Below are 15,660 nucleotides of genomic sequence, written 5' to 3' on the forward strand. Positions count from 1 at the left end.
TATTAAGATATGGATTTTATCCAAAATGAGTTTAAAACTCCATCAATTAATCAAATTCTCTAGCCCTAGCCCTAATCTCATCAAAGCTAAATTTGCGTAAAATTTTCCCATCTTTAAAGACTGGAATTAGCCAGTTATCTTTACTACCTAACTCATCGGCTCTAATGGTTTTGTATATATCATTTTCTTTAATGAGTGCTAAGCGACCAGATTTTGAGCGTTTTTTAGGATCGGTTATAGGATTTTTATATACATCTCTCCAGTTTATCCCATCGCTACTTACTGCATTTACCTTCATAGCAAATCTTAGAGTATCGCGGTTTAAATGTTGCAATAAAGCCCCACCCATACCAAAGACTATATTATCACTACTTATCTTTCTAAATTTAAGTTCATTTAGTATATCTTCTATACTTTGTGGATTGATACCATCACCATAAATAAGCCTTATATGATCAGGTAAAACTTTATAACCTTTTGAGTTTAACTTATATCCTGCTAAGCTCATCATCTTTTCGATGCACTGACTTGCCATAGTTACAGGATTACCACTATCTGGGCGAAGAACAACCTTGCCGCCTTTTGATCTTACCTCATCAAATAGTTTTCCCCATAAATCAATTGCATTTAGCGTATCATAGCTATCTATTACACAAGCAAATATCCCATCACCATAGCTTTGCACCATATTTTCATAGGCTTTCATCTCATTTTCTTTACCCCATGATGTCATCGTGCTATGCTCGCTAGCTGGAATACTAAAAGCAGCCATATCAGCACCATAATATTTTTTAGCAAAGAGTGCGCCAGTAATGGTGTCTGAGCCTTTAAAATTTACCATATGAGCGCTTCCTCCAATTCCAGCACTCTCAAAACTACTTACCCCACGCGCACCAAAATCATGCAAGGCAAAATCTATATTTTCAGGCGTTCCGCTCTCTTTTAAAAAATGCAATATATTTTGCTTACAAAAATAACTATTAGTCGCTACAGCAACTGGATACCAAATAGAACGAAGTATTGCAGTCTCAAAATATCCTACTAGCCAGGCCAAATTTGGATCTGTATTTTTAATTTGTAAAAGCACATTTTCAGTCTGGATTATGCTTCCTTCAGCTACTGCTTCAATCTCTAAAGGCAAAGCTCCACCATGATGTTCTACTATATATTTCCAGCCATCTTTATTAAATTTTATCCCGTGTGCAGCGATAAAATCAGCTGCTTCATCTATATTCTCATAGGTAATTTTTTGGCTTAGATACTCCATCAAAAATATCTGCAATCCATAAAATAACAATCTATTCCACCTGCCGCCACGAGACTCTATATATGAACTGACAAATTTAATATCTTTTGGGTATTGTAAATAGTGTGAAATTTTATAGCTATCTGTATTTAGTATTGGATTCATATCTGCTCTTTTTTAAATTTAAATAGTATTTTATCAAAATTAACTAAAATCTATTTTTAATTTTAGATATAATTTAGCCCAAATTTATAAAGGATGTAGATGAAAATAGTTTATGATAAAGCAGAATTATTAAGCGATTTAAATCAAATTTGCCTACAAACCCTAAAAGAAAAACCACGAATGATAATCTCTATAGCTGGGCCATGTGGTAGCGGCAAAAGTACGCTTGGTAAATTTATTCGCAAAAAAGGTTTTGATAATTTTAAACCTTATCAAATAGCAGTTATTGATGATAATGTAATGAGTCTTAATCTCTTTATAGTGCGTCCAAAAATACGCAATACCCCCCCCTATAACTCTACAAAAGACAATCTAAAGCCATTTTTTAAATTCCTTCCACCTTATATCAAAATTATCTTTTATATCTGTGCCAGTCCTACTAGAATAGATTTTGCTGATGTTGTAATCACTATTGATATAGATGAAAATAAGCGCTATAAACAATTAAAACAAAGAGAAAAAGACCTAAAATTAATAAATTCACTCATGCAATCAAAGCTAAATATTAATATACCTTTTGCTCATTGGCTCTGCCTAAAAGAGTAAGTGATCGTATTATTATAAAACCCATAAAATTGCTATGCCTTCTATGAAGGCTTACAATAGATATCAACCTATAATAATTATACTTTTTTAATACTATCAACTTCTCAGGCGAAAAATCCCCAAGAGATGGTAATTTAGCTGCTAGTTCATTAAGCGTAGAATTATAATCAACTTTATTATCTTTTAAATTTAATATAGCATTTAATGTTCTAGATATTAGGTAGTATGTACTTGCAAAGTTGTCAATTTTTACAACGCTAAATAAATTTGAAATTTGATCTAAAAATTGCTCTTGATTAATATATAAATTATGCCACCTTATCTCTATAGGCTCTAGATTATATCTACTTCTAGCATTATTTAGATTTTGTAGTGGCTCTATAAAATTCTCCATCATCAAATATATACCATTTGGTTTTAAAGCTAGATGAATATTTTTAATAGCTTTTAGTTGATCTTGGATTGAAGTAAGATTTATCAAACATCTACTAGTTATAATGATATCAAACTCATCAAAGCATATATCATCTAAATTTAATATATCTCCTACTCTAAAGTGTGCAACTCCCTTGCACCCCCCCCCCAACTCATTTTCAAATCTACTTAAAGCTTGATTTATCATATTATTAGAGTAGTCTATACCAAAATATTGACAATTTATATTTTTAATAATCTCTTTAGCTTTTGCTCCATTTCCACAGCCAATATCTAAAATTTTGGCTCCGGTTGGGATATTTTTTATAAGTGTGTCTATCTCCATTTTAAAAGCTATGCTATCAGGAGAGGTTGAGGTGCTAAGATTGCCATGCAAAATAGCTTGATTTTGCCAAAATTCCTTTATTTTATCAATTTTTTGTTGCATTTGAATCCTTTGTAATTTAAGCCATATAGCTTTATAATTAATTTATAAAATAGGCAATCCAGCCTTAACCCACACAGCCGCACACGCAGCAGCTATAAGTCCAGCAAAAAGTCCAGCTACCATATCATCGCTCATTACGCCTAATCCGCCTTTTAGATTGCGATCTAATCTGCCAATTATGCTAGGCTTGGTAATATCTAGAATTCTAAAAAACACAAAAGCCAAAATCACACTAATCCAGCCAAATTCAGCCACTCCTAACTGCTCCCAACTCGATAACGCTATAGATATACTAACCCATACGCCAGCAACCTCATCAATAACTATAGAGCTATCATCGTGGGTGCCACTTTTGGCTTCATAAGAATCAATTATGCTAATACTAGCTAAAAATAGCAAAATACTAGCCATAAATAGTGTCTCTAATCCAATATAATAATATATCCCCACGCCAACTATCGCTCCAGCTAAACTTCCCCAAGTCCCAGGTGCTGGGCGCAATAATCCAGAATAAAAAAATGTTACAAATAACTTTTGCATATTAATCCTTATGTAAGTGAAGTTGTCTGATATAAGCTCATCAATTCTAGATAAAAATCGCTTTGCGTACGCTCTTCTAAAAGTCCAACATTTGGAAATAAATCATCGCAAATCTTTTGAAAGTTTTCAAATCTATCAGGAAATAGAGTGCTTAAAATCATTGCTGAAATCTCTTTACGCATTAAAATTGCAGGCGGCAAAATTCCACGGAATAAAAGCTCTTTTAGCGTATCAGATTTATATTTAATATGATGATGCTGACCATGCGGGCAGGTCTTAGTACTTACAATAGTTCGGCACTGATTACAATAAACCAGCTCAGGCATAACTATGAGTTCTATATCTAAATTTTTAGCAACACTATCTAAAATTGTGCTTGGCTGGTTATGGTCATAAAACATACCAATACCGCCATGATTTTGTCCTACAACCAGCTTTGTTGCACCAAAATTATAAGCTGTTAAACACTCTAAAACTGGATTTATATGATTGCTAAATAGATAACTATTCTCAAATGGCACTATAATCACACGCTCACTAGGCAAGAAGTTACTTACAAAATACTCTAAAGTTTTTTGTCTTAGTTTAAAATCAATATTTCTTTTACTATCTAAAGTGCGGATTAAAAAGATAATAGTGATATCAGCCTTATCTATTGTCATTCTTACAAGTCTTTCATGCAATCTATGAAACGGATCGGCTGTTAGCATTAAGGCAGTTACTTTTTGATAATTTTTCTCTTTTATTGTGTTTAAGACACTTTTTTTAATCTTGGCCAATGTATTATCATAAATCTCAAATTCGCCGCTAACTGCGTATTTACCTGTTTTATTATCATCATCTAGTTCTACCTCTCTAGCAGCAAAAATACTATTATGAGGATTTTCAAGCTTATAAACTGATGAGACAACCATATGACCAACTATATTTCCATTTAGTGCAAATTCAAGCTTTTGACCCTGCTTGATAGCTCTAATTATGGCTTGATTTCTTCTGCCAAATGGTGCGAAGGTATAAGCATACGGCATCGGCTCACCTCTAAAATATCCAGTTTGATAAACCGTTTTAGCCTCATTAGCATCCATAAGCCTTTTAAATTTACCTAAAATTTGATTTTTGATAAGACCTAAGGTGCCATATGTATCTTGATTGATATTTATAATATTACTTCTGTCTGTAGATATCATGCCTTTTTCTTCTTTCCCATATAGATTTACGCGATATTCCAAGTTTTTTTGATATCTCAGTATCTGGCAAGATATCTTGATATAATAAAATCATCTGCTTAACATACTCATCAATTGATAATATATCACTCATCATAGCAGCACGCGGCTCACCTAACATCATAAAATTAAATCCTATATGATCGCTTGCACTATGAACGATAGTTGGCGTACCTCGCAAAGAATCAAGCATATTAGCTCTTGCGTCCAAGCTAAGCTCATCAATATTTCTAATATATATAAAGCTATTTGGCAATAAAGCCTTAATATCAAAGCCAAGCTTAGCATCTACAATCTTACAGTTTAATCCGCTCTCTTTAGCATAACTAAAAACAAAACCATCGCTAATTTGAATTTTGCTAGAGTGAATAATAAGTGGTAATTTAATCTTTTTGTGGTCTAAACTAGCTGGTTTATTAATTATCATAGCCGATTCTAGCATAATGCTATAAGTTTCATTTAACATCTCATAGCGTTTAAATGATTCAAAAAATTTAATCTTTCTAACTAACTCTTCTATCATAAATGGCTTTTGGATATAATCACTTACTCCAGCTTTCATCGGATTTGATACAGTATCAGAGCTGATATAGCTAATAAGCAAGATAATAATTGAGTTTTTATGATTTTCTATAACCTTATAAAACTCATTTGAATTAAAGCTTGTAGATAGTAGCACAACATCATATCTCTCATCTCTTAAAGCCTCAAATATATGAGTAGCAATCTCGCAACTATATCCAAATTCAACTAACTTACTAGCGATACTTTGAGCTAGGTAAATCTCATTTTCTACTATTAAAACTCTCATACCCTAGTCCAATCAAAATATTTCAAATTCACACTAACCATTACAGCAACTCCCTCGCCACGCCCGGTAAATCCTAGCTTCTCACTCGTAGTAGCTTTTATATTTACTCTAAATCTATTTATACCCATTACGCTTGCTATGGTTTTTGCCATTTCATCTTTATATGGCGATATCTTTGGTTTTTCGCAAATTATGGTTATATCAACATTGATAATCTCAAATCCAATAGAACGCACAAACTCCACGCTACGCTCAAGTAAGATTTTAGAATCAATACCTTTAAATTTCATATCAGTATCTGGGAAAAGTTGGCCAATATCAGGTGCGCCAGCCGCTCCTAAAATCGCATCACAAAGCGCATGAATAGCTACATCGCCATCACTATGAGCCTTAAAAGCCTTATTAAATGGCACTTTAACTCCAGCTAAATTTAAATAATCACCCTCGCAAAATGCATGCACATCAAAACCATTTCCACAAAATATATCAGATGATGGAGGCTCAATATTTAAAAGTTTTAAATCATCTTTATAAGTAAGCTTTCTAGCTCTCTCATCGCCCTCTACATACCAAACCTTACCACCAATAGCAGCAATAGCTGAGCTATCATCTGTATAGATAATATCGCTATTTAATGCTTGTTTTAATATGTTCGTTTTGGAGAGTTGTGGGGTTTGAATTCGCTTTAACTCATCTCTATTTATATACTCGCTACCATAAGCTACTGTATCGCTTACTTTTAATGCTGGGACAATACAATCGGCTAAATTTGCATCTTTTATCAATCTTTTAATCAATACATCTGGTATATCTATTCTAGCTATATCGCTTACCATCACATAGTCGCTGCTAATGTGATTTAATGCATTTTTAAGACTATCTTGGCGAGTTGAGCCACCTTGAATAAATTTAATATTTGAGGCAAATCTTGACATATATTCACACTCATTGCTAACTACAATAATCTCTTTGAAATTATAATTTGAGCTTATATTTTTCGTAGCTTTTAGCCATAATGGATCATCGCCAGTGCGTAACCACTGCTTTTTGGTCGCTAGGCCAAATCTTGTAGAACTTCCAGCGCCTAGCATTACTAAAGAGATATCAATCAAAATATGTCCTAAATTTAAAATTATGTTACGAAATTATACACTTTTTTTAATTTTATTTGACTGAAAGTAAAACAAATTTTAACCACAATTTAGCCATTTAATAGCCTAAATTTAGATATTTTAAAAGTATTGCAATCCAAATTTACTTACAAATAAGACTTAAAACAGATATTTAAGATATATTAAATTTAAGCTTTTTACTGTGTAGCTTCTTCCCAGTTATATTGATAAAAGCTTGATTTGTAACATAAAAACCAACAATATTAAAATATTAAAATAAAATCCATATCTACACCAAATTTAAATCGATAAATGCATTTAAGAGTTATTTTGTATTTAATTATCTGTTGTAGAATTTGAGCTTAAAAACTTTAAAAAGGACAGCAAATGAGACAAGCGTGGTGTCAAAAACGCCAAAATGATCCTACTCCAACTCAGATGTATTATGCTAAAAATGGCATAATAACTGAAGAAATGGAGTATGTAGCAAATATAGAAAAACTAGAAGCTACCAAGGTTAGAGAGCTAGTCGCAAGTGGTAAGCTTATAATCCCAGCTAATATCAATCACCACAATCTAATCCCAATGGCAATAGGTAGAGCAGTAACTTGTAAAATAAATGCAAATATAGGCTCAAGTGCGATAATTAGCAATATAAATGAAGAGATAGAAAAGCTAAATGTCTGTTTAAAATATGGAGCCGATACTGTAATGGATCTAAGCACTGGTGGCGATTTAGATGCTATTAGAAGAGCAATTATAGCAAATTCAACTGTGCCAATTGGCACTGTGCCAATCTATCAAATAATCCACGATATCAAAGATTTAGACAATCTAACTCCACAAATTATGCTTGATTGCATAGAAAAACAAGCAAAACAAGGCGTAAGCTACTTTACAATTCATGCTGGATTTTTGCTTGAGTTTATGCCATTAGTAGCTAAGCGTAAAATGGGAATTGTCAGCCGCGGTGGAAGCTTGATGGCTAGCTGGATGATGAAACATCATAAAGAAAATCCATTTTATACTGCATTTGATGATATATGCGATATATGTGCTAAATACGATGTTGCTCTATCTCTTGGTGATAGTTTGCGTCCTGGTTGCCTTGCTGATGCTAGCGATGAGGCTCAAATGGCTGAGCTAAAAGAGCTTGGAAATCTAACTAGAAGAGCCTGGGCAAAAAATGTTCAAGTAATGGTAGAAGGCCCTGGGCATGTGCCATTTAATCAGATTGAATTTAATATGAAAGAACAGCAAAGACTCTGTGACGATGCTCCATTTTACATCCTTGGGCCATTGCCTACTGATATTGGCGCTGGATATGATCATATCACAAGTGCTATTGGTGGAACTATGGCTGCATATCATGGCGCTAGTATGTTATGCTATGTTACGCCTAAAGAGCATCTAGGCTTACCAAATGCTAAAGATGTAAGAGATGGCATAATAGCTCACAAAATTGCAGCTCACTCAGCCGATATCGCATTAAATCGTCCAGGTGCCATAGATAGAGATCACGCTATGAGCGATGCAAGATATAAATTTGAGTGGAACAAGCAGTTTGAATTAGCTCTAGATCCAGATAAAGCAAGAGAATTGCACGATGAGAGCCTTCCTCAAGATGTATTTAAAGAGGCTGAGTTTTGTTCTATGTGTGGGCCTAAATTTTGTGCTTATAAAATAAGTCAAGAGATAGCCAAAACTAGCTGTGAAAGCTACCCTACAAATGAGAGCAAAGATATATAAAACAAGGAAAATGTACGCCGCTACTATCTTGATAATTTTAGCGGCTATATCTATTTTAGCAGCGAATTTTTTAAGCGCTTTTGGGATTAGCGCTTTGATAATTGCTGTGATTTTGGGTGCTATTTTAGCCAATAGTAGCAAAAAAAGTGCGAATTTGATAGCTAGAAGTGGGATTTTGGCTATATCTACAAAGCAAATTCTAAGACTTGGGATTATTCTATATGGATTTAAAATCAGCCTCGATGAAGCACTTAGTATCGGCTATGCTGGGATTTTAAGTGCTTTTATCATTGTTTTTAGTAGCTTTATTGTTGGATATTTTATCTGTCGTGTTTTTGGTATTGATAAGAAACTTTCAGTCTTGATAAGCTCTGGGTCTAGCATCTGCGGTGCGGCTGCTTTGATGGCCACTCAAAGCATTGTCAAAGCTTCACCAAATGCCGTAGCCATCGCACTTTGCTCGGTTGTGATATTTGGTAGTTTGGGAATGTTTATATACCCATTTGTCCTTAGTGAAGCTCAAAATCTCAAAGCTGGATTTATAATCGGTGCTAGCTTACACGAAGTAGCGCATGTAGCTGGTGCTAGTGCTTATAATGAAGTAGTAGCCAATAACGCAATTATAATAAAAATGCTAAGAGTTCTAATGCTAGCGCCATTTTTGATAATTTTAAGCCTTGCTAGTGGATTTTTCATCGGCGAAAAATCAAACATTAGGGCGAATTTTCCATATTTTGCTCTATGGTTTTTTGTAGCATTACTCTGCTCTGGATTTATAAATCCGCAAATTAAAGAGTTTATATCTTTGGTTGATAATTTCTTGCTTAGTGTTGCGATGAGTGCCCTAGGGCTTACAATCACCAAAAAAGCTTTGAAAAATGCAAATTTAAAGGTATTTATCGCTTCTAGTTTGATATTTTTGTGGCTTATTGTTTTGGCTTTTGTCTTAGCAAATTTGCTATTTTAAATTTAAGAAATTTTTTAATATCTTTTTGCCTTGAGCTTGCAATATAGATTCAGGATGAAACTGAACTCCATAGCAATGATATTTTTTATGTTTTATGGCCATAATAATGCTTTTATTTTCTACTTTTATATCTGCTAAAATATCAAATTCGGCTATATTTTTTACGCATAAAGAGTTGTATAAGGCTATTTTTAAAGGTTTTTTTACCCCTTTAAAAAGTAAAGATTTTTTAAATTCGCATTCTATGCTTATACCATGAAATGGTCTGGGCATACGAATAATATCGCCACCAAAAGCTTTAGCTAAGCATTGATGACCTAAGCATACACCTAGAATTGGTTTTTTGCTACTTAAAGCCTTTATAATATCAACGCAAATACCAGAATCATCAGGCGTTCCAAATCCAGGTGAAATAATGATTTTATCAAATTTATTAGCATATTTTATAGCTTTTTTTGTAGTAGCAAAATCATTTTTTACCACCTTAACCTTAACGCCAAGCTCTTTTAAATAATAGACTATATTATAGGTAAATGAGTCGTAATTATCTATCAATAAAACTCTCATAGTTCTACCTTTATAGCACCACGTAGCGAATTTATAGCGTAAATTTCTTTGGCATTTTTTAGATCATCTAATCTTAAAATATCCTCTTGTATCTCATCAGATTTTAATAATTTCTCACGCAAAGTTCCTGGTAGCATGCCGCTTTGCAACTTTGGAGTAAGAAATTTACCATCTATGTTTAACACAATATTTGAACGACTGCCTTCGCAAAGCTCATCTTTTTCATTTAGATAAAAAATATCAAAAAGCCCATCATTTACAATATGCTCATCTCGTAGCGTGGTTTTGTGATATAAAAGATCATTGCAAGAATTTAAGCGGTTTTGGCTAATTGCAATTTTATTTGAATTAATGGGCGGAATTTGGGTTTGGATTATTTTAAACTCACCACTTTTGCTCAAGATCAAATTTACCCTTGTATCACCATTGCTAGGCTTTAAATTAGCAAAAATATTTCTAAATTTAGAGATACTCTCAAAACCACTTTGACTATTTATACCGCCTATAATATCGCAAAATTTCAATACACTCTCATCTATATCATCAAAATCAAATTCTATTGGCAACTTAAATCCTAACAATTTAGCACTGTTAATAACTCTTTTTAAATGATTTTGCAATAAAAATATCTTATCGCCACGCAAAAGCATAGTCTCAAACAATTCAAATTCCATCTTAGGGTATAAAAAGCTACTTTTTAGCTCTAATTCGACAAACTCATCATTGCATTTTGAATCCCAAACCACACCACTACCAACGCCATATCTGTAAAAATCTTGATTAAATCTCTTTTCAAGGGTTCTAATTGGTACGCTAAAAATGGCTTTATTAGCATTTATAACCCCCATTGCACCACAATAAACTCCACGCTCTCTATCTTCTAAACGCTTTATAATACGCATTGTGGCTAGTTTTGGCGCACCAGTAATCGACCCACAAGGAAAAACAGCATTAAAAATCTTGCTTAAATTTCTGTTTTTAAGCTTAGCTTTAAGAGGTGAAATTGCTTGAAATAGTGTTTTGAGTTTAATGATTTTCATCGGCTTTTTTATATGCAATGAACCAATTTTAATAATCTTACTCATATCATTACGCAATAGATCAACTATCATCAAATTTTCACTTCTAGTTTTTGGATCATTTTTAAGCTTTGCTTTTAAAACTCTATCTTCAGCTTTATTTTGACCACGCCTTATAGTGCCTTTCATAGGTGCAAAAGTAATATTTTTACCTTTTAATTTAAAAAACAACTCAGGAGAAAAGGATATTATCTCGCAAAATTGACTTTTAAAATAGCCAAAATATCTGCTTTTTTGTCTATTCAAAAGAGTAGCTATAATATCATCGCTACTAACTTTAGTAGATATTTGTAACTCACTTGTGAAGTTGATTTGATAGCTATTGCCACTAGCTAATTCATTTTTTATATGAGCAAATGCATTTTCATACTCTTTTTTAGATAAATTTTTTAAAATTTGTGGATAAAAATATGGCTTAAATAGTGAAAATTTAAAACTATTTTTTGGCTTAAAAATTTCTTTATTTCTATAACCTTTAAAGTGTGCTATAGGATAATTTGGATTATTTTCATCCATATCATAAGTTAAGTATCCTACAAAATACTCATTTTTTCTATTTTGCATAAAATTTAAAGCCTTATTAAGCTCATCTTTTGTAAAACATATAAACTCTTTACTTAAATCATAATATAAATATTTGCCAAAAATACTAAATTCGCTCATACACTTCTCTATTTTAGTTTAAAAAATTTTAGCTAAAGATTTATAATTTTTAGCTAATATAACTCAAATTTTCAAAAAGGTTAAATATGGATGAAAAAATTTTAAATAAACTACAAAGCGTGATTTATCCAGGCTTTAAAAAAAGCATTGTAGATTTTGGCTTTGTAAAATCAACTAATCCTAAAATAGTTGTAGAAATTACATCAGCCAAACCTGAAGTTGCTCAAACTATCAAAAATGAGATAGAAAAGTTAAATTTAGGCAAAGAGATAGAGATTATCGCACCAAAGCCTCAAACCCAACAATCAAATTCACAAAGCGGGAAAAATATTGCTCCTCAAATTAAAAATTTTGTAATGGTAAGCAGTGGAAAAGGTGGAGTAGGCAAATCTACAACTACTTTAAATCTAGCTATCTCACTTGCTAAACAAGGCAAAAAAGTCGGTCTATTAGATGCTGATATATATGGTCCAAATATACCTAGAATGTTAGGCGTCCAAGGTCGCCAACCTGAAGTAGAAGGACAAAAATTAAAACCACTTCAAACTCATGGTATTGAGATGATGAGTATGGGACTATTAATAGAAGATGGTCAAGGCCTTATGTGGAGAGGCGCAATGATTATGAAGGCAATCACTCAACTACTAAATGAAGTATTATGGAGTGAGCTTGATATCTTGCTACTTGATATGCCTCCAGGAACAGGCGATGCACAAATAACTCTAGCTCAAAGCGTACCAGTAACGGCTGGAATTTGCGTTACTACTCCTCAAACTGTGGCTTTAGATGATTCAGCTAGAAGTCTTGATATGTTTGAAAAACTTCATATCCCAGTAGCTGGAGTAATAGAAAATATGAGCGGATTTATCTGTCCTGATAATGGCAAGGAGTATGATATATTTGGCAAAGGTGGAGCCGATGCCTTAGCAAGCGAATATGATACAACTATACTAGCTCAAATTCCTATAGAACCATCTGTAAGAATTGGTGGAGATAGTGGCAAACCTGTAAGCTTTTATGAACCAAATTCAATTAGCGCAAAAAGATATGATGAAGCCGCAACAAAATTATGGAAAATTATAGAAGATATAAATGCAAATGGTGGCGCTGATAACTCAGCTATTCAGCCAGATATGAATAAATCTAGCTGTCATTAATAAATCAAATTTGAAAGGATAAAAATGAAATATAACGAAATTACAAGCGAGAATATCGCAGAGCTTATGGAGAGCTTTTATGAAGCAATTAGAGAAGATGAGACTGGTCTAGGCGATATATTTAACCATAAAATCGGTACAACCGAAGAGGAGTGGGATGCACATAAGGCTAAAATTGGTGAGTTTTGGAAAGGTGTATTAATTGGCGAAAGCACATTTAGAGGCAATCCTATGCAAGCTCATATGAATCTTGATCCATTTCCACCTGAGCTATTTGATAACTGGTTAAATTTATTCAAAGAGAGTTTAAATAGCATTTATGAACCACAAATTGCTGATATGATTTTAATGCGCGCTCAAATGATCGCAAGTAGATTTAAATCAGTTTTATACTCATAAATTATATCCAGCCAAATTTGGCTGGATTTAGCTAAATATTATCTGCTATTCAAATTTAAAATCAAAATAATTTTTGCTCTTAAATAGATTAAACATATCTATAAATTGCTTAGAATCAAGCTCAAAATTACTATAAATACTATAGGTCATTTTGCAATATGATATTTTATAACCAGAATCTTTAAATCCGTGATTGTTATAAAATTTACTGCGTTTGACTCTTTGTAAGTAATCAGTAGCTTTTGGATCTAAACTCTCAATCTCTAAAACTATTGAGTTAAAATTTGATTTTAAAATTTCTAAAATTAAACCACCAAAACCGCGCCCTTGATACTTAGCACAAACTGCTAAAAATGCTAAATAAGATATATTTTCATAGCTATATATAGCAGCATAACCTACAAACTCTTTATCATTATAAAAAGAGAAAATAGATAGATTCTCATCATTTGCATATATGTTATTAGATAAATTTATTGGCGCTACTAGCTCATTTTGTGGAAACAGATCTAAATTCAAAGCAGTGATTTTGGCAAAATCTATATGAGTAAAGTCAATCTTTTGATACTCTAATTTCATTTAAGAACCTCATCAAACATCGCATTTATAGCTTTATAAAGCATATCATATACCATTTTAAACTCTTGATTATTGCCATAATATGGATCTGGTATATCAGCCTCATCTAAACCAAATTCCCCCATCATCACAAGCCTATTTCCTAATCCAAGGCGTGAGATATTAGCATAATTTTGTCTATCCATTGCTACTATTAGATCAAATTTGGAATCACTCCCACTAATTTGCCTACCTTTTAGCATAGATATATTCACTCCATTTTGACGCCCAATCTCAATAGAGCGAGAATCTGGCGGTTCTCCTATGTGATAATTACTAGTTCCAGCTGAATCTATTAAAATATCTAAACCGCGCTCTTTGGCTACCTTTCTTGCGATTCCTTCTGCTAATGGTGAGCGACAAATATTACCAAGACATACAAACAAAATTGATTTAACCATTAATATCTACTCCTATTTTGTTTATTTGATAATTTTTGCTTTGGCACTTAAATGCTCTATTTTTAACTCATAAATATTCATTTTATTAAGCAAACCAAGTGCTGCAGTATCAAAATAATCCATATAATTTGGCGTATATTTTTTGCATAATAACTCCAAAGCTTTTATTTTTTGACTATTTTGAGTAACTTCATAAGCCTTAGTTTTAGCTATAGCACTTAAATACTCAGTAGTAAAAACCTTGCCTCCAAGCTCACTAGCACTATCTTTGATACTTTCACAAAACTCATAGCTAGGTGTAGGTACTCTATTTTGACTAACAGCAACCAGTTCTACACTTTTACCATCTTTATATAATCTAGCTTTTGAGCCAGTTTTTGCTCCGTGGATAAAAATACTCATACCATCTCTAACAATAGAGATAGGAATGCTAAATATTTGCCCATTTTCATCTATACAGCTAAGCGTTGCATACTGACTCTCATCAATAATTTTTAAAGCACTCTCTTCATTTAATTGACGATCACTTCGTCGCATAATATACTTCTTCATTTATCTTTTTATTTATTAGATAATTATCTAATTTATCATTATCTAAAACTTCATCAAATTCACTTTTGCTTCTATACTCTTTTTCTATATTAAATTCCTCTACACTCTCAAGAAATTTTTTAAAATCAGGATTTTTCATACTTAATTCATTCATTACAGAATAATCTAAATTCTCTCTAAATTCAGCTCTAGCTAAAATCACACTCTCATCGACATTTTGCGAATTAAGGCTGATAACTCCTATACCAAATGAATAGCTAAGGCGTTTCATTAAATCCATAAGCTCCTCATCGCTCTCATCGATATCAAGTGCGACTAAATAGCCCTCATTTGCCCAGCTTGAGTTACTTACAGCTTGAAAATAATACTCTCTAAAGCTACTAACACTTAGATGCTTTTTCATCTCAAAAGCGTAAATTTTAATCGGTAAAGAGCTAAATTTGCCTATAAATTTATTTAACTCTTTTTGATAATCTTTATACTCAAAACTCACACCAACTATATCTGGATATAGCCATTTGTCTGCGCCTTTTTGGGATTTTTTGCTACTTTCGTGATAAATCGTCTTTGTATAAGCTTTAAAATTCTCATTAAAAGAGATAAATCTACTTAAAAGCGGATGCAAATCCCTTTCGCTATAAGAAGTTTTTGGCTCTTTTATCTCGCTATTTTTCTCCATTTGAGCTTCTAAATTTATAACTTGATTTTTTAGCTTTATGAGCTTTATAGGTTTCTCAGTCACCACTTCAAAAATACTATCTACTTTTTTGACATTCATATAAATCGTAGCAGCAAAACTCCGCCACGGCGTTTTACCATTTAAATTTAGCTCTTTAGTAAGCCCCATTTCATTGGCTATATGATACATTTGGTTTGGGTTTAAAGCCTCATTTTTACACTCTAAAACCTCTTTAGTTACATCTATAATAGATTTTGCCAT

General features: G+C 32.6%; 17 protein-coding genes. 5 read left to right on the forward strand and 12 right to left on the reverse strand.

The window, feature by feature from the left end:
• Positions 1-46: 46 nt before the first annotated feature.
• The gene (locus CVIC12175_RS08115; protein ID WP_086249147.1) at positions 47-1,411 is read right to left on the reverse strand and encodes a nicotinate phosphoribosyltransferase; all 1,365 of its coding nucleotides are present in this window, start codon (positions 1,409-1,411) and stop codon (positions 47-49) included.
• Positions 1,412-1,510: 99 nt separating this feature from the next.
• On the opposite strand from CVIC12175_RS08115, the gene CVIC12175_RS08570 reads away from it, so the two are divergent.
• On the forward strand, positions 1,511-2,017 hold the full coding sequence (locus CVIC12175_RS08570; RefSeq protein ID WP_192940152.1) for a DEAD/DEAH box helicase family protein: 507 nt from the start codon (positions 1,511-1,513) through the stop codon (positions 2,015-2,017).
• Here CVIC12175_RS08570 and CVIC12175_RS08125 read toward each other — a convergent pair.
• From CVIC12175_RS08125 to CVIC12175_RS08145, 5 genes are read right to left on the reverse strand one after another with little or no spacing between them, the layout of a single operon-like run.
• Positions 1,977-2,879 carry a class I SAM-dependent methyltransferase gene (locus CVIC12175_RS08125; protein ID WP_086316011.1) on the reverse strand — a complete coding sequence of 301 codons (903 nt, stop codon included), beginning with the start codon at positions 2,877-2,879 and terminating at the stop codon, positions 1,977-1,979. The genes CVIC12175_RS08570 and CVIC12175_RS08125 overlap by 41 nt on opposite strands.
• A gap of 42 nt (positions 2,880-2,921) precedes the next feature.
• Positions 2,922-3,419, reverse strand: a complete 498-nt coding sequence (locus tag CVIC12175_RS08130) for a phosphatidylglycerophosphatase A family protein (protein WP_086303040.1) — start codon at positions 3,417-3,419, stop codon at positions 2,922-2,924.
• A gap of 8 nt (positions 3,420-3,427) precedes the next feature.
• Positions 3,428-4,606 carry a sulfate adenylyltransferase gene (locus CVIC12175_RS08135; RefSeq protein ID WP_086256013.1) on the reverse strand — a complete coding sequence of 393 codons (1,179 nt, stop codon included), beginning with the start codon at positions 4,604-4,606 and terminating at the stop codon, positions 3,428-3,430.
• Positions 4,584-5,456, reverse strand: coding sequence for a response regulator (locus CVIC12175_RS08140; protein WP_086249152.1), 873 nt, complete (start codon positions 5,454-5,456; stop codon positions 4,584-4,586). The genes CVIC12175_RS08135 and CVIC12175_RS08140 overlap by 23 nt, the downstream gene beginning before the upstream one ends.
• Entirely contained in the window at positions 5,453-6,568 is a 1,116-nt protein-coding gene (locus tag CVIC12175_RS08145) for a bifunctional 2-C-methyl-D-erythritol 4-phosphate cytidylyltransferase/2-C-methyl-D-erythritol 2,4-cyclodiphosphate synthase (protein ID WP_086316012.1), read from the reverse strand. The genes CVIC12175_RS08140 and CVIC12175_RS08145 overlap by 4 nt, the downstream gene beginning before the upstream one ends.
• 387 nt (positions 6,569-6,955) lie before the next feature.
• Between CVIC12175_RS08145 and thiC the strand changes: the two genes are divergently transcribed.
• Positions 6,956-8,317 (forward strand): phosphomethylpyrimidine synthase ThiC, encoded by a 1,362-nt coding sequence (thiC, locus tag CVIC12175_RS08150; protein ID WP_086249154.1) that lies wholly within the window; start codon positions 6,956-6,958, stop codon positions 8,315-8,317.
• Positions 8,318-8,327: 10 nt separating this feature from the next.
• The gene (locus tag CVIC12175_RS08155; protein WP_236861076.1) at positions 8,328-9,284 is read left to right on the forward strand and encodes a YeiH family protein; all 957 of its coding nucleotides are present in this window, start codon (positions 8,328-8,330) and stop codon (positions 9,282-9,284) included.
• Here the strand turns inward: CVIC12175_RS08155 and CVIC12175_RS08160 are convergent.
• Positions 9,276-9,851, reverse strand: a complete 576-nt coding sequence (locus CVIC12175_RS08160) for an anthranilate synthase component II (RefSeq protein WP_086257294.1) — start codon at positions 9,849-9,851, stop codon at positions 9,276-9,278. The two genes, CVIC12175_RS08155 and CVIC12175_RS08160, sit on opposite strands and share 9 nt — an antisense overlap.
• Positions 9,848-11,593: a bifunctional chorismate-binding protein/class IV aminotransferase gene (locus CVIC12175_RS08165; RefSeq protein WP_086256009.1), complete on the reverse strand. Its 1,746-nt coding sequence runs from the start codon at positions 11,591-11,593 to the stop codon at positions 9,848-9,850. Before CVIC12175_RS08165 ends, CVIC12175_RS08160 begins: the two co-directional genes overlap by 4 nt.
• Before the next feature lie 86 nt (positions 11,594-11,679).
• Here CVIC12175_RS08165 and CVIC12175_RS08170 point away from each other — a divergent pair, with 86 nt between their 5' ends.
• Together CVIC12175_RS08170 and CVIC12175_RS08175 are read left to right on the forward strand one after the other, a co-directional pair.
• A complete protein-coding gene (locus CVIC12175_RS08170) occupies positions 11,680-12,750 on the forward strand; it encodes an Mrp/NBP35 family ATP-binding protein (protein WP_086257293.1) in 1,071 nt (356 codons plus the stop codon).
• A 24-nt stretch (positions 12,751-12,774) separates the two neighbouring features.
• Positions 12,775-13,149 carry a group III truncated hemoglobin gene (locus tag CVIC12175_RS08175; RefSeq protein ID WP_086247451.1) on the forward strand — a complete coding sequence of 125 codons (375 nt, stop codon included), beginning with the start codon at positions 12,775-12,777 and terminating at the stop codon, positions 13,147-13,149.
• Positions 13,150-13,194: 45 nt separating this feature from the next.
• On the opposite strand, the gene CVIC12175_RS08180 is transcribed toward CVIC12175_RS08175, so the two are convergent.
• The 4 genes from CVIC12175_RS08180 to CVIC12175_RS08195 are packed head-to-tail and all read right to left on the reverse strand — an operon-like array spanning position 13,195 to position 15,660.
• Positions 13,195-13,728: a GNAT family N-acetyltransferase gene (locus CVIC12175_RS08180; RefSeq protein WP_086256007.1), complete on the reverse strand. Its 534-nt coding sequence runs from the start codon at positions 13,726-13,728 to the stop codon at positions 13,195-13,197.
• Entirely contained in the window at positions 13,725-14,168 is a 444-nt protein-coding gene (locus CVIC12175_RS08185) for a low molecular weight protein-tyrosine-phosphatase (protein ID WP_180380693.1), read from the reverse strand. Before CVIC12175_RS08185 ends, CVIC12175_RS08180 begins: the two co-directional genes overlap by 4 nt.
• A gap of 21 nt (positions 14,169-14,189) precedes the next feature.
• Positions 14,190-14,705: a pyridoxamine 5'-phosphate oxidase family protein gene (locus tag CVIC12175_RS08190; RefSeq protein ID WP_086257300.1), complete on the reverse strand. Its 516-nt coding sequence runs from the start codon at positions 14,703-14,705 to the stop codon at positions 14,190-14,192.
• Positions 14,692-15,660, reverse strand: a complete 969-nt coding sequence (locus tag CVIC12175_RS08195; protein WP_086257291.1) for an HrgA protein — start codon at positions 15,658-15,660, stop codon at positions 14,692-14,694. Before CVIC12175_RS08195 ends, CVIC12175_RS08190 begins: the two co-directional genes overlap by 14 nt.

Source organism: Campylobacter vicugnae, assembly GCF_002139875.1.
Lineage (GTDB): Bacteria > Campylobacterota > Campylobacteria > Campylobacterales > Campylobacteraceae > Campylobacter > Campylobacter vicugnae.